Source organism: Ruegeria sp. YTSA064, assembly GCF_059610325.1.
The window spans coordinates 1-15,949 of the sequence record NZ_JBXWNK010000002.1 but is presented as its reverse complement, the minus strand read 5'-3'; the positions used below and the strand labels follow the sequence as shown (position 1 = coordinate 15,949).

General features: G+C 57.6%; 17 protein-coding genes. 9 read left to right on the top strand and 8 right to left on the bottom strand.

Annotated features, from left to right (window positions below):
* Positions 1 to 33: 33 nt before the first annotated feature.
* The 5 genes from scpB to argS form a co-directional block, all read right to left on the bottom strand.
* A complete protein-coding gene (scpB, locus tag AC2FI7_RS02570) occupies positions 34 to 684 on the bottom strand; it encodes an SMC-Scp complex subunit ScpB (protein WP_010440580.1) in 651 nt (216 codons plus the stop codon).
* Positions 677 to 1,471 carry a segregation and condensation protein A gene (locus AC2FI7_RS02565; RefSeq protein ID WP_010440582.1) on the bottom strand — a complete coding sequence of 265 codons (795 nt, stop codon included), beginning with the start codon at positions 1,469 to 1,471 and terminating at the stop codon, positions 677 to 679. Before AC2FI7_RS02565 ends, scpB begins: the two co-directional genes overlap by 8 nt.
* A complete protein-coding gene (gene nagZ / locus AC2FI7_RS02560; protein WP_010440583.1) occupies positions 1,461 to 2,468 on the bottom strand; it encodes a beta-N-acetylhexosaminidase in 1,008 nt (335 codons plus the stop codon). The genes AC2FI7_RS02565 and nagZ overlap by 11 nt, the downstream gene beginning before the upstream one ends.
* Positions 2,465 to 3,505, bottom strand: coding sequence for an SPOR domain-containing protein (locus AC2FI7_RS02555; protein WP_010440585.1), 1,041 nt, complete (start codon positions 3,503 to 3,505; stop codon positions 2,465 to 2,467). Before AC2FI7_RS02555 ends, nagZ begins: the two co-directional genes overlap by 4 nt.
* An 89-nt stretch (positions 3,506 to 3,594) precedes the next feature.
* Positions 3,595 to 5,340: an arginine--tRNA ligase gene (gene argS / locus AC2FI7_RS02550; RefSeq protein WP_010440586.1), complete on the bottom strand. Its 1,746-nt coding sequence runs from the start codon at positions 5,338 to 5,340 to the stop codon at positions 3,595 to 3,597.
* Between the two features lie 136 nt (positions 5,341 to 5,476).
* Here argS and AC2FI7_RS02545 point away from each other — a divergent pair, with 136 nt between their 5' ends.
* A complete protein-coding gene (locus AC2FI7_RS02545; protein ID WP_496815142.1) occupies positions 5,477 to 6,028 on the top strand; it encodes a putative pterin-binding protein in 552 nt (183 codons plus the stop codon).
* Here AC2FI7_RS02545 and AC2FI7_RS02540 read toward each other — a convergent pair.
* Entirely contained in the window at positions 6,010 to 7,167 is a 1,158-nt protein-coding gene (locus AC2FI7_RS02540) for a deoxyguanosinetriphosphate triphosphohydrolase (protein WP_010440591.1), read from the bottom strand. The two genes, AC2FI7_RS02545 and AC2FI7_RS02540, sit on opposite strands and share 19 nt — an antisense overlap.
* A gap of 76 nt (positions 7,168 to 7,243) precedes the next feature.
* Between AC2FI7_RS02540 and AC2FI7_RS02535 the strand changes: the two genes are divergently transcribed.
* Both AC2FI7_RS02535 and xth read left to right on the top strand, forming a co-directional pair.
* Positions 7,244 to 7,567 (top strand): HesB/IscA family protein, encoded by a 324-nt coding sequence (locus tag AC2FI7_RS02535; RefSeq protein ID WP_010440593.1) that lies wholly within the window; start codon positions 7,244 to 7,246, stop codon positions 7,565 to 7,567.
* A 280-nt stretch (positions 7,568 to 7,847) separates the two neighbouring features.
* Positions 7,848 to 8,627 (top strand): exodeoxyribonuclease III, encoded by a 780-nt coding sequence (xth, locus tag AC2FI7_RS02530; protein WP_010440595.1) that lies wholly within the window; start codon positions 7,848 to 7,850, stop codon positions 8,625 to 8,627.
* Positions 8,628 to 8,631: 4 nt separating this feature from the next.
* On the opposite strand, the gene AC2FI7_RS02525 is transcribed toward xth, so the two are convergent.
* Together AC2FI7_RS02525 and dksA are read right to left on the bottom strand one after the other, a co-directional pair.
* Complete coding sequence (locus AC2FI7_RS02525; protein ID WP_010440597.1) at positions 8,632 to 9,783, bottom strand: FAD-dependent oxidoreductase; 1,152 nt, start codon at positions 9,781 to 9,783, stop codon at positions 8,632 to 8,634.
* 72 nt (positions 9,784 to 9,855) lie between these two features.
* Positions 9,856 to 10,278 carry an RNA polymerase-binding protein DksA gene (dksA, locus tag AC2FI7_RS02520; RefSeq protein WP_010440598.1) on the bottom strand — a complete coding sequence of 141 codons (423 nt, stop codon included), beginning with the start codon at positions 10,276 to 10,278 and terminating at the stop codon, positions 9,856 to 9,858.
* Positions 10,279 to 10,654: 376 nt separating this feature from the next.
* Here dksA and AC2FI7_RS02515 point away from each other — a divergent pair, with 376 nt between their 5' ends.
* The 6 genes from AC2FI7_RS02515 to AC2FI7_RS02490 all read left to right on the top strand — a co-directional run.
* Positions 10,655 to 11,500 carry an AAA family ATPase gene (locus tag AC2FI7_RS02515; protein WP_010440600.1) on the top strand — a complete coding sequence of 282 codons (846 nt, stop codon included), beginning with the start codon at positions 10,655 to 10,657 and terminating at the stop codon, positions 11,498 to 11,500.
* Between the two features lie 90 nt (positions 11,501 to 11,590).
* Positions 11,591 to 12,040 (top strand): GNAT family N-acetyltransferase, encoded by a 450-nt coding sequence (locus AC2FI7_RS02510; protein ID WP_010440602.1) that lies wholly within the window; start codon positions 11,591 to 11,593, stop codon positions 12,038 to 12,040.
* Positions 12,037 to 13,401 carry a DUF2927 domain-containing protein gene (locus tag AC2FI7_RS02505; RefSeq protein WP_496815138.1) on the top strand — a complete coding sequence of 455 codons (1,365 nt, stop codon included), beginning with the start codon at positions 12,037 to 12,039 and terminating at the stop codon, positions 13,399 to 13,401. Before AC2FI7_RS02510 ends, AC2FI7_RS02505 begins: the two co-directional genes overlap by 4 nt.
* A 6-nt stretch (positions 13,402 to 13,407) precedes the next feature.
* Complete coding sequence (locus AC2FI7_RS02500; RefSeq protein WP_010440604.1) at positions 13,408 to 13,575, top strand: hypothetical protein; 168 nt, start codon at positions 13,408 to 13,410, stop codon at positions 13,573 to 13,575.
* A 4-nt stretch (positions 13,576 to 13,579) separates the two neighbouring features.
* A complete protein-coding gene (locus AC2FI7_RS02495; RefSeq protein WP_010440605.1) occupies positions 13,580 to 14,764 on the top strand; it encodes a vWA domain-containing protein in 1,185 nt (394 codons plus the stop codon).
* 159 nt (positions 14,765 to 14,923) lie between these two features.
* A partial coding sequence (locus tag AC2FI7_RS02490) for a hypothetical protein (RefSeq protein WP_496833234.1) occupies positions 14,924 to 15,949 on the top strand: 1,026 nt, incomplete at its 3' end.

Below are 15,949 nucleotides of genomic sequence, written 5' to 3'. Positions count from 1 at the left end.
GGCATGTTCTGTGCCAACAAAAGGGCTGTTTGATCACTCTTCCTCGAACAGCTCGGTCTGATCTTCGTCTTCATCCTGATCCTGCCCTTCACCCAACGGCACTGTGCCTGGAGGCGGCCGGTTTTCCAACAGCCCCGCCGCGCGCAGTTCTTTCAGACCCGGAAGGTCACGGGCGTTTTCCAGACCGAAATGATCCAGAAACTCGGGCGTTACCACAAATGTAACTGGACGGCCCGGCGTCATGCGGCGGCGCCCCAACCGAATCCACTCCATCTCCAGAAGCTGATCGATGGTGCCACGCGAGACGGAAACGCCGCGGATTTCTTCAATCTCAGCCCTTGTGCAGGGTTGGTGATAGGCAACAATCGCCAGCGTTTCGATGGCTGCCCGGCTCAGCTTGCGCGTCTCAACCGTTTCTTTCTGCATCAGGAAACCCAGGTCGGGTGCGGTACGGATTGCCCATGCCTCACCCACGCGCACCACGCGCACACCGCGCCCTTCGTATCGTTTTTGCAGCGATTCAACTGCTTGTGCAGCATTGCTGCCATGGGGCATCCGCGCTTCGAGATCACCAATCGTCACCGGCTCGGCGCTGGCAAACAACACGGCCTCGACCATACGTTCCTGTTCGGCCAATGGCGGCGCTTCAAACAGAGTGCCGGTCTCTTCTGGGGCGTCAGTCACGTGTTTCGGTCCTCTTACGCAAATGGATCGGTGCAAATGTCTCGCTTTGCTTCATCTCCATATGTCCTTCTTTCACCAGCTCCAGCGAGGCCGCAAAGGTCGCAGCCGTGGCCGAGCGGCGGCGCACCGGATCGGCGTCCCAACCTTCGGGCAGATAGGTCTCCATATCCGTCCAAGCACCGGCAAAACCAATCAGCGGGCGCATACGCTCCAGTGCTTGTTCCATCGTGAAGACAGCATCGCGGTCCATCACAAAGGGTCGGAATTCGTCTCGGGTGCGGATGCGCGCATAGCCCTGCATAAGGTCTAGCAGCGTGGCAGAATAGGTCACGGTGCGGATACGGGTGACATCCTCGCCCTGCCCTCGTTTGAAGAAGTCACGACCCAGCTGATCGCGTGCCATCAGACGCGCGGCTGCATCGCGCATGGCCTGCAAGCGTTCCAGCTGGAATGCGAGGTGTGCGGCCAGTTCTTCACCCGAGGGGCCTTCGTCATCCGGGTCAGGCGGCAGCAACAGGCGGGATTTCAGAAAAGCCAGCCATGCCGCCATCACTAGATAATCCGCCGCCAGCTCAATCCGCAGCTGCCGCGCCTTTTCGACAAAGGTCAGATACTGCTGCGCCAGCGCCAAAACCGAGATTTTGCGCAGATCCACCTTTTGGGTGCGTGACAAGGTGAGCAGCACGTCCAGCGGGCCTTCAAACCCGTCGACGTCAACAATCAAGGCCTCGGCGGCCAGCCGATCTGCGACCGAGACCGGGTCTTCGCTGAAAAGGTTATCCTGCATATACCTGCCCGCCCATTAGGGCAGATAGTTCCGCTTCGGCGGCTTGGATGTCAAGTTCCCGTGGCGGCTGGCGTCGGGCCAACGCCCGATCTGCGCGGACCTGTGCCGCATCGGTCATTTCTCCAGCGGCTTCGAGCACCTGCGCGCGTTCTTCAAACGCCCCGTTGCAATGCAAGGCCACATCGCACCCAGCGTCCAAAGCCTGACGGGCCAAATCAGAGGGCGTGCCCTGCAAAGCCTTCATCGTGATATCGTCGGTCATGATCAGACCGTCGAAACCGATCCGCTCCCTGATCAGCGTCATCATTCCAGCCGAGATCGTCGCAGGCCGAGGGTCAATCTGGTCATAAACCAGATGCGCCGTCATCCCCATCGGCAAGTCGTTCAGCGCGCGGAAAGGTGCAAAATCTGCCTCGTCCAGTGCTCCCAGAGACAGGTCTACATGCGGCAGGTCGAGATGACTGTCGAGCGTTGATAAGCCATGGCCGGGCATGTGCTTCAAAATCGGCAGCACACCACCATCCAGATGGCCAATCGCAACGGCTCGCCCTATCGCAGAAACCTGTTTTGGATCAGACGCATAGCAGCGATTTTTAAGAAACGCATGGGTATCTTCACGTGCCAGATCGACCATCGGTGCGCAGTTGCTGTCGATGCCCAAAGCCAGCAGTTCATCCGCAATCAGGCGATAGCGCAGATACATCGCACGCTCAGCCTGATTACCAGCACGTGCGACATGGTCCAGTGGAGGCATCCATTCACGCGCCAAAGGTGCGCGCAGGCGTTGCACGCGGCCGCCTTCCTGATCCACGGTGATCAGGCAATTTCGGCCAACGGCCTCGCGGAAGTCCTCGCATAAGGCGCGGGTCTGGTCGGCGGATTCAATGTTGCGGGCAAACAGAATGAACCCGAACGGGTTCATCTCTTTGAATAATGCTTTCTCATCCGGCGTCAGGCGCAGCCCTTCGGCATCGGTGATAACCGCGCCAAATCTCACCGGACGGCGACCGGGATACAGTCTGCACCCTGCGCAACCAATGCGGCGCAGAACTGGCGTGAGTCGCTCAGATCATCAAACCCCATGACCCGCAAGCGATAGAAGGTGCGCCCCCCGCTTGAGGTTTTCTGGATAACGCGCTGTTTTCCATCCATATACTCACTGAACTGACCGTTCAAACGCGCCCATTCCGCCTGCGCCACGTCGGCGCTTTCATAGGCCCCAAGCTGAGCCAGACGCGTGCCTTTGGCCAGCGTATCCGGGTCAACATCCAAACCAACGGCAGCCTTTACGGCCGCGTTTATTGCGGCCTCGGTTGCACTGCTGGACGAGATTGTGCTGGGAGTTGCACGAGCTGGGCGCACATGCGGACGTAGCGAACGGCGCACTCCGGGCAGTGCTGCAATCTTCGGGTCAGGCTGTTGCGCGGCATAGTCCGCCGGATCAATCGCGGGCTCTTCCTCGGGGGTAACCAGCGACGCCAGCTGCACACCCTGCTCTTGCTCCTGCGCGGGCGCAGGTGCGGCGAGCCCTTGGGCCAAAGCCTGCATGACTGCCTGATCCGTGGCGGGCTCTTCAACCACATGTACGGCATTCGTCGCCTCAAGCGTCGCCATCGGTGTGTCTTCATCCGTCAGCGACACAGGGCGTGGTGCCAGAATGAGCCGATCTGCCGGAGGTGCAGCGGTTCCAACTGCGGCGACCGCATTCACCGCCAGCCCCTGGTGATCCGCAGGCGTACCGCCGGGATTTTCGGGTTGCACGCGCATCGGCCCGTCGGCGGCGCGCACAACCGGCACACCGCTAACGTCGCGCATGATCAGCTGGTAGCCCCAGACGCCAACACCTGCTACCAGCGCAAGTGACGCAACCGCGCCAAGCACGTTCACAATTCGACCAAGCCCAGCCCCTGCGCGCGGAGCATCGTCATAGCCATAGCTTTCGTCAGGATAGTCATACGCATCTGCAGAATGCGTTTGATTCGAGTAATGCATCTGCTCGGAGCTGTTCTGCCCCGAGTAATCGTAACGTGCCATATCCGCCTCACCGCCCGTTTCGCGCCTTACAAAGATGGCGCGCGGGTCATTTCTTGCCTACCTCGTACCGGCGGTTCGGGCGATATTGTTTACCGCATCTCCTGCGCCGGGGTAACGCCAAGAATACCCAAGCCCGCTGAAATCACAACAGAAACAGCGCGTGCCAATGCGATTTTCGATTGGCTTGTGGCAACATCGCCATCCTGGATAAAGCGCAGTTGGGTTTCGTCATTGCCTTTGTTCCAGAGCGCATGAAAATCCCCTGCCAATTCATAGAGATAGAATGCGACCCGGTGTGGCTCGTTGGTGCGCGCAGCGATTTCCACCAGCCGTGGCCACTCCGCTAGCTTCTTGGCAACAGTCAGCTCAGAGGCGTGATCAATCTTGCCCAGATCGGCCCCTTTAAGGGTCGGATCATCGGCCGCGATCCCGGCTTCGGCCGCGCGGCGCAGCACACTCATGACGCGGGCATGGGCGTATTGCACGTAGAACACCGGGTTCTCGCGGCTTTGTTCCAGCACCTTGTCGAAATCGAAATCCAGCGGCGCGTCGTTCTTGCGGGTCAGCATCACAAAACGGGTCACATCCGGCCCGACCTGATCGACCACATCGCGCAGGGTGACAAAGTTCCCTGCCCGTTTGGACATCTTGAACGGCTCGCCATTCTTCCAAAGCTTCACCAGTTGCGTCAGCTTGATATCCAACGGCACCTTGCCATCAGACAGAGCCGACACTGCCGCCTTCATCCGTTTGACATAGCCGCCGTGGTCCGCGCCGAACACATCGATCAACGCGTCAAACCCGCGGCTCACCTTGTCGTAGTGATAGGCGATATCGGGGGCAAAATAGGTCCAGCTGCCATCCGACTTCTTGATCGGGCGATCGACGTCATCCCCGTGTTCGGTCGACTTGAACAAGGTCTGTTCGCGCGGCTCCCAATCCTCAGGCTTTTTACCCTTGGGCGGCTCAAGCACGCCTTCGTAGATCAGGCCCTTGTCGGTCAAAGACTGCAGCGCCGCCTCAATCCGACCCGTGCCGTAGAGCGACTTCTCTGAGAAGAACACGTCCATCTCGACGCCCAGCGCCTTCAGGTCGGCGCGGATCAGGTCCATCATCGCGTCGGTGGCAAAGTTGCGCAGCTCTTCCAGCCATTCGCTTTCCGGCTTGTCGATCAGGCTGTCACCATATTTCTCTTTCAGCGCCTCGCCAATCGGGATCAGGTAGTCGCCAGGGTACAGACCTTCGGCAATTTCTGGGCTTAGACCATTCGCCTCGCGATACCGCTCATAGGCCGAACGCGCCAACACATCCACCTGCGCGCCACCGTCGTTAATGTAGTATTCGCGGGTCACATCATGGCCCGAATAGGCAAGCAGGCTTGCCAGCGCATCACCGAACACAGCCCCCCGCGTATGACCCACATGCAGCGGGCCAGTCGGGTTGGCCGAGACATACTCCACGTTGACCTTCTGACCATGCCCCATGGTCGAACGGCCATAATCGGTGCCCTTTTCCAGCACCGCAGCCAGCACGCCCTGCCAGACCGAAGGCGCAAGCCGCAGGTTTAGAAAGCCCGGACCCGCCACCTCGGCGCTGGTGATCCGGTCGTCTGCAGACAGCTTGCCTGCCAGCACATCCGCAATGTCCCGCGGCTTCATCTTCGCCGGCTTCGCCAGCACCATCGCCGCATTGGTCGCCATGTCGCCATGCGCTGCATCGCGCGGAGGCTCAACCGCCACGTTGTCAAAGCTCAATCCCTCTGGCAGCGCGCCTTCGGACTGCATCTGCGCCAGCGCGTCCAGTACAAGGCCGCGGATCTCGGAAAACAGGTTCATTTCGGATGTCCTTTTACTTGTCGCGGGGTTTAACACGCATCGCGGCAAGGTCAATGGACGCCCTTAGTTTGTACTTGGCATAACGCACAGGCCGGGTAGTTTCGGGCCTGACGCCACACACGCCCCGGAGATCCCCATGTACCGCGCTCTGCCCTTAGTCCTGCTTCTATCTGCCGCCATACCCGCATGGGCCGAACTATCGACGCCCGATGGTCACGTCATTCTGACACTGGGTAGCGCCGTCGATGAGACCAACCTGCCCGCACGAACAGAAAATGACGGTGGCCTGTTCGGTTACCTCGAAGTCACGCACGCAGGAGCAGCCGGGTTCGACGCAACCATGCTGGAGGGATTGGAGCAGATCAAGATCACTATCCCCTATGGCCCGCCAGAGAACCAGCGCGACTATATCTTTTCAGGCCCACGGCTGTCCGAAGTAATGAAGTTGGCCGGAGCAGAGGGTAAATCCGCCCTGCCCATGGCAATGGACGGTTATCAAGCGGAAATCCCTTGGCAAAGCATCAAAGCACACCAACCGATTGTAGCCACCCATGCGGACGGCGTGCCCATGGGAATCGGCGGCTATGGCCCCACGATGATCGTTTTTCCGCCAACTGATGACGTAGAATTGGCCCAGATACAGGCCAGCCAGCAAGTTTGGGCCATTGCCTATATCGCGATTGAATGATCTCCGGTCAGGCGGGCATGGTCCTGCAGCGCAAACCTGTCCGTCATACCCGCGATATAATCCGAGACGATCCGCGCCAACGCCGTTTCGTCAGCCGCCGCCTCGATATCGCCGTGCCAGTGCCCAGGCATCTGCTTCGGGTCGGCAAGATAAATCGGAAAGAGCTCTTCGACGACCTTGCTGACCTTGATGCGCACTTGCATAACGCTGGGTGCGCGATACATACGCGAAAACAGAAACGCCCGGATTTGTTTGAGCTGAGCCCATAACCCATCTGAGAACTGAATGACCGGATAGCCCAGATTCCGAATATCCTCGACCGATTGCGCCCCTGAGGAAGCGATCAACGCGCGCGACGTGTCAATAACATCCGAGACCATCACGCCGAAAACCCGCCGCAGCGCTTCATGGCGACGCCGGTATGGGTCCAGACCCGGATATCTGCGATCGACTTTTCCAAAACAAGCATCGATGATGGGAAGTTGCTGAATGTCGTCATCGCTGAACAGACCAGCGCGCAACCCATCGAACAGATCGTGATTGTTATAGGCTATGTCATCTGAAAGCGCGGCCACCTGCGCCTCGGCGCTTGCGTGTGTGTTGAGTTCGAGGTCATAGCCCTGATTGCACTCGGCCAGCGCCCATGGCAATTCGCCTACGACGGGACCGTTATGCTTGGCGATGCCCTCCAGGCATTCCCAGGTCAGATTGCAGCCGTCGAACTCGGCATAGTGACGCTCAAGTTTGGTTACGATCCGAATGGCCTGTGCGTTGTGGTCAAAACCGCCATAAGGCTTCATCAACGCGTGCAATGCATCCTCTCCCGTATGACCAAAAGGCGTGTGCCCAAGATCATGCGCCAGAGCGACCGCTTCGGTCAGCTCCGGGTTCAATCCCAAAGCGCCAGCAATCGTCCGCGCCACCTGCGCAACTTCGATTGAGTGAGTCAAACGGGTACGATAGCTGTCACCTTCGTGCTCAACAAAGACCTGTGTCTTGTGCTTGAGCCTCCGAAAGGCACTGGCATGAATGATCCTGTCGCGGTCACGCTGAAAGCATGAACGAAAGCTGCTCTCTTCTTCCGGCACCAACCGCCCCCGCGCGCGGCCCGGATCCGAGGCAAAACCCGCTCTGTCCAATGGTGTTGTCCTTGTCGCCTGTCTTCAGGTTTCATATATTGTACGATGCTAAGGAAATAAACCTTTGGAGACTGGCATGAATCTGCCCCCAACAGTTACAGAACGCGCCTTTGATCGCTTGGCCGAGATTGGCGCCGCAGATCAGGGCCAGGCCCTGCGCGTCGCAGTAGAGGGCGGTGGATGTTCAGGATTTCAATACGAAATTGCGCTGGATAAGCCTAAGGAAGACGATTTGGTTTTAGAGGGCAAAGGCCAGAAGGTTATCGTCGACTCGATCTCTCTGCCATTTCTGGAAAATGCAGTGATCGATTTCACACAGGAACTGATCGGTGCGCGCTTTGTTATCGAGAACCCCAATGCCACATCTTCCTGCGGCTGCGGTACATCTTTCTCAATGTAGCCAAAGTGGGAGCTTTGCCCCCACACCCCCAAGGTATTTCTAGCCAGACGAAGTGGGATCCGCTCTCTGACCGTTAAGGCCAGAGAGCTTCACCTGGCACGGTCATCGGCGCCTCCGCCTGTACCGCATAATCATTATTTTCAAGTATGGTTAAGAATCCGTTTCTTTATCTGGCCCAAAATACCTCGGAGCGCGAGGCAGAGTCTCGCTAGCCCGTTCTGTTCCTTGCCGTCAGGTGCAATCTGCGCGATAGGTTGCGGATGGCACCGGAGGATCGCGCATGAAAATCGCCACGTTCAACATCAACGGGATAAAAGCTCGGGCCGAGGCGCTACCGCGCTGGTTGGATGAGGCGCAGCCGGATGTCGTTTTGCTGCAGGAAATCAAATCGATTGATGAGAATTTCCCAAGCGAGATATTCGAAGAACGCGGATATAACGTGGAAACACACGGGCAAAAGAGTTTCAACGGCGTCGCAATCCTTTCGAAACTGCCGTTGGAGGATGTCTCCCGAGGCCTTCCCGGTGATGACGACGATGAACAGGCCCGTTGGATCGAAGCGACTGTCATCGGTAAAAAAGCTCTTCGCATCTGTGGGCTGTATCTGCCTAACGGCAATCCGGTGCCGGGGCCGAAATATGACTACAAGCTTGCGTGGATGGAGCGTCTCTATGAACGCGCGCGTGATTTGCTGGCCACTGAAGAGCCCGCGCTGATGGCCGGGGACTACAATATCATTCCGCAAGCCGAGGACGCAAAACGACCCGACGCCTGGCGCGAGGACGCTCTTTTTCGGCCCGAAAGTCGCGCTGCATTTCGAAAAATCTTGAACTTGGGCTTTACTGAAGCCTTCCGCGCTCGCACGCATGGTCCGGGTCATTATTCGTTCTGGGACTATCAGGCCGGTGCGTGGAACAGAAACGACGGGATTCGGATCGATCACTTCCTTCTGACTCCGCAGGCAGCAGATCTGATGCGCGATTGTCGGATCGACTTCGAGATTCGTGGGCACGAAAAACCTTCGGACCATGTGCCGGTTTGGGTCGATCTCGATCTCTGATGGCTTACGCCGTCGCGTCGTAGCTGTAGATCCATTCATAGCGCCGCGCCAAGCGTGGACCGATAGCCATCAAGGCGGCCTGAGCCGCCATCCTCATGGGTCCGCGAAGGTGGAAATTGCGCGCATTGGCTCCGGCGGCGGCAACCACTTGCCGTGCGCGAGGGCGACGGCACGTCTCGTACGTAGCAAGGGCTTTTTGTATGCCAGACTGCTCATCAAAAGACCGAACCAATACCCAAGCGTCTTCCAGCGCAAGACAAGCCCCTTGAGCCATAAACGGCAACGTCGGATGGGCTGCATCCCCCAACAGCGCAACACGTCCGTTCTGCCAGCGATCCGCGACGGGCCGGAGGAACAATGCCCAAACATTTGGTTCCTGAACCTGCTCAAGAATGTCCCCAACTAGTCCGCCAAAACTAGAAAACCGCGCTCGCAAATCCTCAGGGTCGCCGCGCCGGTGCCAGCCTTCTTCCCGCCAATCAGATCGCTCTTCAATCGCGACGACATTCATCAGAGTATGGTCGCGAAGAGGATACGTTACGACATGCCGTCCTGGTCCCATGGTTAGCACGGCACACGGCTTTCGGTCGCGCCGTGCCCAGGGGATCGTTGCACGCCAAGCAACCTGATGTGTGAACTTGGGTGCCTCGGGTCCATTCAATCCCGCACGGATTTTGCTTCGTCCGCCATCAGCAGCAATTGCACAATCAGCGCTTAATCTGGTGCCATCCTTCAGAACAATCTCAGCTTCAGAAGGATGCTTGAAAACCCGTGCAACCCTTGCACCCAATCGAAACTCGATACCTTCGCGAAGGGCAGCCTTGTGCAGTAGACCCAGCAAATCGGCACGATGATAGTAGTAGGTTGGACCTGAGACCGGAGCCGGTATCTCACTGACAGATCGCCCAGCCCGAAAATCGCGGAGTAACGTCCCGTAGGACTTTAAACCAGCCTCAGGCGGTTCGCCCACGACGTTTAAGGCCCGCAGCACTACCATTCCGTTTTCGCTGATTTGCAATCCAGCGCCAACCTCGGTCAATTCGGGAGCCTGCTCAATAACCGTGACCTTGGCCCCACGTTGCCGCAACGCCAGTGCCGCCGCCATACCGCCAATGCCGCCGCCAATAACGCAGAAATTCAGACCGTTAATGTTCATGGCTCTGCCATAACGCAAAAACGCCGGGGCGACAGGCCCCGGCGTTGATGTTTTATCTAGATTATCCAGCGATCAATCGTCGCGGTGGACCTTTTCACGGCGTTCGTGGCGCTCTTGCGCTTCCAAGGTCATCGTCGCGATTGGACGTGCATCCAGACGCTTCAACGAGATCGGATCACCGGTTTTCTCGCAATACCCGTATTCACCCTCGTCAATCCGACGCAAGGCCGAATCGATCTTGGCAACTAGCTTACGCTGACGGTCTCGCGTGCGCAGTTCCAGCGCGCGGTCGGTTTCTTCGCTTGCGCGATCGGCGACATCAGGAATGTTACGGGTGTTGTCCTGCAACCCTTCGATCGTATCGCGGCTGCCTGCGAGTAGTTCTGTCTTCCAATCCATCAGCTTGCGGCGAAAATACTCAAGCTGTCGATCATTCATGAAAGGCTCATCTTCAGCCGGTCGATAATCGTCCGGCAGAAAAACTTCCTGCTTCATATTTGCTCCCTCGGTATGGCCTGAAACGTCGGTTGCTGTTGTATTAGCTGACATTCGGCACCCCCTTCTGCGGAGCGTGTATCCGACGGCGCTGAGATTGTCACTACACAAACGTGTCGCTCGTCGCCGCGTCACTCCGCCTGCTCTAATAACGAGACTTGTAACAACAAAACCTTGTTTTTCTGTGGTTATCACATGGCGTTTTTCGGGCACCGATAGACGTCAGGCTAATCTGATGCAGGCGAATCGCCCGAGAGGGATTGAACTCACGGTAGAAATCATCTCAGCGCGACGCAGCGGCCCGGCTTGTAAAAATACCTGCCCCTCTGTAACCCGTGGAAAGCAAAAACCGCCCAAACACCAAATGAGGGGTCCCATGACCGCACGTTTCCAAGGCACCGCAGAATATGTTGCCACCGACGATTTGACCATTGCTGTGAATGCTGCCGTCACCCTGGAACGCCCTTTGCTGGTCAAGGGTGAACCCGGTACCGGCAAGACTGAGCTGGCGAAACAGGTTGCGGGTGCTTTGGGGCTGACGATGATCGAGTGGAACGTGAAATCCACAACCCGTGCACAACAGGGCCTCTATGAATACGACGCCGTCAGCCGTCTGCGTGACAGCCAGCTTGGCGATGAACGGGTGCATGAGGTGTCGAACTACATCCGCAAGGGCAAGCTGTGGCAGGCTTTTGACGCCGATGAAAAGGTGGTTCTGCTGATCGATGAGATCGACAAGGCCGACATCGAGTTTCCCAACGATCTGCTTCAGGAACTCGATAAGATGGAGTTCCACGTCTACGAGACCGGCGAGACAATCAGGGCCAAGAACCGCCCAATCGTGATCATCACCTCAAACAACGAAAAGGAACTGCCGGACGCCTTCCTGCGCCGCTGTTTCTTCCACTACATTCGCTTCCCGGATGAGGCCACGATGCGCCGGATCGTCGAGGTGCATCACCCCGGCATCAAAGACGCTCTGCTGACCACCGCACTAACCCAGTTCTACGAAATCCGCGAGACACAGGGGTTGAAGAAAAAACCCTCGACTTCGGAGGTGCTGGACTGGCTGAAGTTGCTCTTAGCTGAGGATTTAAGTGCCGAGGATCTGAAGCGCGACGGCGTTAATGCGCTGCCAAAACTGCATGGTGCGCTTCTAAAAAATGAGCAGGACGTACATCTGTTTGAACGGCTGGCCTTTATGGCGCGCAGCAAGCGGTGATCACGGCTTGTCATCGGTACGCTCGGATGTCAGCATTGCGTTAACGAAAAACCCGGCGACAATCGGGCCTCCAGAGCAGGAAACATGACAATGTCGACCCCCCCGACAATCCGCCCTTTGCGACCAGAGGATCGGGATCAATGGGCGGAGATGTGGCGTGACTACCTTGCATTTTACGAAACCGAGGTGCCGGATACGACTTACAAAAGCACCTTTGCAAGGCTCTTAGGTGATGATCCGAATGACTTTTCCTGTTTTGTCGCCGATCTGGATGGGCAGCTGCTCGGGCTGACTCACTACCTTTTTCATCGCCACGCTTGGAAAGAGGAAAGTGTCTGCTATCTGCAGGATCTCTATGCCCGCCCCGAAGCGCGTGGAACCGGTGTTGGACGCGCCTTGATTCAAGCCGTCTACGACGAAGCGGACAGGCAGAAAGCCCCCTCAGTCTATTGGCTGACACAGGAAAACAACCATACCGCGCGCAAACTCTATGACCGCATCGGCAAGTTGTCGCCGTTCCTGAAGTATCAGCGACCATGAGGCTTTTGGGCGCAACCCTCCTTCTGGCGGCGCTGTCTGCCTGCACGACGGTCGACCGGATCGAGACGCCGACCCGTACTCAGGTGATCGAAGCATCGCTGCCGCCGTCTAAATCCTTCGGTGCGGCCCGTCCCAGCCCGCCTGCCCGTTCGAACAAGAACATCGCAGCTGATTTCCTGTCGCTGCATTTCGCGCTTGAAAGCGGTGCGGAACTTCCGGTGTTTACTCGGTTCGACGAGCCGATCACGGTGCGCCTGACTGGGACACCCCCTCCAACGATGCAGACCGACCTGGGCCGGCTACTGACACGGCTGCAACGGGAGGCGAAGATCGACATCCGACAGATTCCAGAGGGTCAGGCGAATATCACCATCGAGGCTGTAAGCCAGAAACAGATCCGCCGCATCCTACCGCAGGCTGCGTGTTTCGTCGTTCCAAACTCTTCAAGCCTGGAAGAATACCGGCGCGACCGGCGGAAGAAGAAAAGCAACTGGACCGAACTTCGCAGCCGCGAGAGGATCGGAATTTTCATCCCCTATGATGCCAGCCCACAGGAAATTCGCGATTGCCTGCATGAAGAGTTGGCTCAGGCCCTTGGGCCGCTGAACGATCTCTACCGCCTGCCGGATTCTGTGTTCAACGACGATAACTTTCACACGGTTCTGACCGGGTTCGACATGTTGATCCTGCGAACGGCCTACTCGCCCGAGTTGCAGAACGGTATGACAATCGAACAGGTCGCGGCGGTTTTGCCCGGTGTCCTAAGCCGCCTGAACCCGCGCGGGGATCGCGTTGCACCGCAACCGGTAACCGAGACACCCCGCGCCTGGATAAACGCAGTACAGCGCGCATTGGGGGCTGGCGCGGGCACCGCCAAGCGGGTCAATGCCGCGAAGGAAGCGGCACAGATCGGGCAACAACAAGGCTGGACAGACCACCGCCGCGCCTACCCGCATTACCTGCTGGGGCGCATGGGGCAGTTCGACGACCCCGAAGCCGCGCAGAGGCAATACGACATCGCGAAGAAGTACCTGCGCTCCACACCCGGAACAGAGGTCCAGCGCGCCCATATCACAGCCCAGACTGCGGCATTTGCCTTGGCGCAGGGTCAAGGGGCGCAGGCGCTGCCCGAACTGAACAGTGCGATTGATGTCATGACGCGCTCTGAAAACGCCGCGCTGCTGGCGACTTTGTTGCTGCTGAAATCCGAAGCTTTGCGCCAGTCTGGGCAAATTGATCAGGCACGCAGCGTTCGGCTGGACAGTATCGGGTGGGCGCGCTACGGCTTCGGCTCGGAATTGGTGGCACGCTCGGTATCGCAAGACATTGCGCAAGCGGCCGCCGCAGGTACGGGTGGATAACGGCATATGGTAGTGGTTTTGGGCATGGCACTTTTAGGGGCTTTGCTGGGCGTTCGAACTGCGCGGAAACGCAATGGCAGCGGTGCAGATATGGCCCAGTATGCTGCCGGATACGGGATCGCTTTTGCGCTAATCGGACTGGTGATCTCGCTGGTTCTGGTGCGATTGGTCTAAAGATATGTTCCTGCCTTTCTTCGAGAACCTCCGAAACGCCGGTATTCCCGTTTCCTTACGCGAATACCTGACTTTTCTGGAGGGAATGAAAAAGGGCCTCGCCACCTACGATGTCGAATCTTTCTACTACCTCGCTCGCGTGTCGATGGTGAAGGACGAACGTAATATCGACAAGTTCGACCGCGCCTTTGCCGCTAGTTTCGAAGGCCTGGACGCAATCAGTTTTGAGCGGGTGCTCGAGGCCGTCGATATTCCCGCCGAATGGCTTGCAAAGATGGCTGAAAAACATCTGAGCGCCGAAGAAAAGGCCGAGATTGAGGCGCTGGGTGGTTTTGACAAGCTGATGGAGACACTGCGCGAGCGCCTGAAGGATCAGCAAGGCCGACATCAAGGCGGCAACAAATGGATCGGGACAGCAGGTACCTCGCCATTCGGGGCCTATGGCTACAATCCCGAAGGCGTGCGCATCGGCCAGAAAGAAAGCCGCCATCAACGCGCGGTTAAAGTCTGGGACAAGCGTGAATTCAAGAACATGGATGACACGGTTGAACTCGGCACCCGCAACATCAAGGTCGCCCTGAAACGCCTGCGCCGCTGGGCGCGTGAGGGCGCTGCGGAAGAGCTGGATCTGGATGGCACTATCCGTGCCACCGCCGAGCATGGCTATCTGGATGTCAAAACTCGTCCTGAACGGCACAACGCCGTTAAAGTGCTTTTGTTTCTCGATGTGGGTGGTTCAATGGACCCGCACATCAAGGTGGTCGAAGAGCTGTTCTCGGCCGCGCGGACCGAGTTCAAGCATCTGGAATACTACTACTTCCACAATTGCCTCTATGAAGGTGTCTGGCGTGACAACCGCCGCCGCTGGGATCAGCAGACGCCAATGCACGAGGTGCTGCGCACCTACGGTCCGGACTACAAATGCATCTTCGTTGGCGACGCTTCGATGAGCCCCTACGAGATCGCGTATCCCGGCGGCGCAAATGAGCACTGGAACCAGGAGGCCGGACAAGTCTGGTTGCAGCGCGCGCGCGAACAGTGGACATCGAACCTATGGATCAACCCGGTGCCCGAGAAGTATTGGGAATACACCCATTCGATCAGCATGATCCGCGAGATTTTTGAGGGTCGCATGGTGCCCATGACGCTGGCGGGGCTAGAACAGGGCATGCGGGAGCTGACACGTTAGGGCCGTTGGAATTCTGATTGACCGAAAACGGGAAACAATCAGGCTGAAACCTAATGATTCACACTCCAAAATGAGCACTCCGGAAACAATCTAAGCTAAGTTCCCCACCTCTCTCAAATCCATGATATACAGAGCAGGGTTTGAGGCTGGGGGGCTGAGATGACCAACTCCAAATTTCGCAATATCTTGACGTCTGTTTTGACGGTTACTTCGCTGGTTCTTGCATCGGGAGCTGTCGCTACCATTATGCTGGGTCCCGATGCGGCTTATGCCAAGAACGACAAGAGCAACGGTAACGGGAAGGGACCAGGCCGCAGTGGCGAAAAAGGAAAATCCGGCAAAGGCAATGACGGCACCAAGGGCGGCAAAGGAAAATCCGGTAAAGGCCATGGGGCCAAAAGCGCAGATAAAGATGCAGGTGGTGCCAAGTTCAATACTCGACGCTCAGGCAAAGCTTTTAGATTCAATAAAAATCAGAATGCAAAATCCCAACGGTCGGCCAAGAACAAGAATAAGGGACAGAACAGCAAAGTCCGGGAAACTACACTGGCGGGCTTTGGACGAGAGTTCAAACGCGATGTTGAGCAGCTGTTTGGAAAACGCACGCGATCGAAATCCAATACAAGTGCCAACCGGGTAAAGAAAAGTTACCGTCAAGCTTCCGTAGCTCCGCTCGAGCATTCCCCGCGCCCTGTTGCCCGTACGGATTATTATTCCAAGCGCCATGTCGACAAAAAACCTGGCGCGCGTCGTTACCGCGACCCGCTTGTCGCGGCGATCACCGATCCCTATGGCTCGGATAAGCTGCGTAACCTGAATGCGTCCAAGGCGGCAGCGCCGGCGTTCCGCAATGCCTCAGCCAACAGTAATGTGGGCAAGATCGCGACCTATCAGGCTGCAGCGGAAACCTACTATGACCTGCGCGATGACCTCTACGAGGCGCGCCGTGAACTGCGTGATCTGAACGAAAGCTATGATGGCCGCAGCAGCGAAGACATCGCTGATGACATCGCCGCGCTTGATCCTGCAGACCCGAATTACGAAGACGATCTCAATGCGCTTGAGGATGAACTGCGCGATGCTGAGGCCTATGAGGAGGCGCGTGACAATCTGCGCGCGGATGTGAGGGACCTGAGATACGAAACCCGCGACGCCTTGCAAGATGCGGAGACTGCCTTTTATGAC

What these genes read in the sequence shown, in the direction of transcription:
- argS (WP_010440586.1), bottom strand. Translation starts at nt 5,340, where the DNA reads ATGAACCTGTTTTCCGAGATCCGCGGCCTTGTACTGGACGCGCTGGCG.
- AC2FI7_RS02505 (WP_496815138.1), top strand. Translation starts at nt 12,037, where the DNA reads ATGAGGCTTTTGGGCGCAACCCTCCTTCTGGCGGCGCTGTCTGCCTGC.
- AC2FI7_RS02500 (WP_010440604.1), top strand. Translation starts at nt 13,408, where the DNA reads ATGGTAGTGGTTTTGGGCATGGCACTTTTAGGGGCTTTGCTGGGCGTT.
- AC2FI7_RS02565 (WP_010440582.1), bottom strand. Translation starts at nt 1,471, where the DNA reads ATGCAGGATAACCTTTTCAGCGAAGACCCGGTCTCGGTCGCAGATCGG.
- AC2FI7_RS02510 (WP_010440602.1), top strand. Translation starts at nt 11,591, where the DNA reads ATGTCGACCCCCCCGACAATCCGCCCTTTGCGACCAGAGGATCGGGAT.
- AC2FI7_RS02495 (WP_010440605.1), top strand. Translation starts at nt 13,580, where the DNA reads ATGTTCCTGCCTTTCTTCGAGAACCTCCGAAACGCCGGTATTCCCGTT.
- xth (WP_010440595.1), top strand. Translation starts at nt 7,848, where the DNA reads ATGAAAATCGCCACGTTCAACATCAACGGGATAAAAGCTCGGGCCGAG.
- AC2FI7_RS02525 (WP_010440597.1), bottom strand. Translation starts at nt 9,783, where the DNA reads ATGAACATTAACGGTCTGAATTTCTGCGTTATTGGCGGCGGCATTGGC.
- AC2FI7_RS02555 (WP_010440585.1), bottom strand. Translation starts at nt 3,505, where the DNA reads ATGGCACGTTACGATTACTCGGGGCAGAACAGCTCCGAGCAGATGCAT.
- AC2FI7_RS02535 (WP_010440593.1), top strand. Translation starts at nt 7,244, where the DNA reads ATGAATCTGCCCCCAACAGTTACAGAACGCGCCTTTGATCGCTTGGCC.
- AC2FI7_RS02515 (WP_010440600.1), top strand. Translation starts at nt 10,655, where the DNA reads ATGACCGCACGTTTCCAAGGCACCGCAGAATATGTTGCCACCGACGAT.
- dksA (WP_010440598.1), bottom strand. Translation starts at nt 10,278, where the DNA reads ATGAAGCAGGAAGTTTTTCTGCCGGACGATTATCGACCGGCTGAAGAT.
- AC2FI7_RS02545 (WP_496815142.1), top strand. Translation starts at nt 5,477, where the DNA reads ATGTACCGCGCTCTGCCCTTAGTCCTGCTTCTATCTGCCGCCATACCC.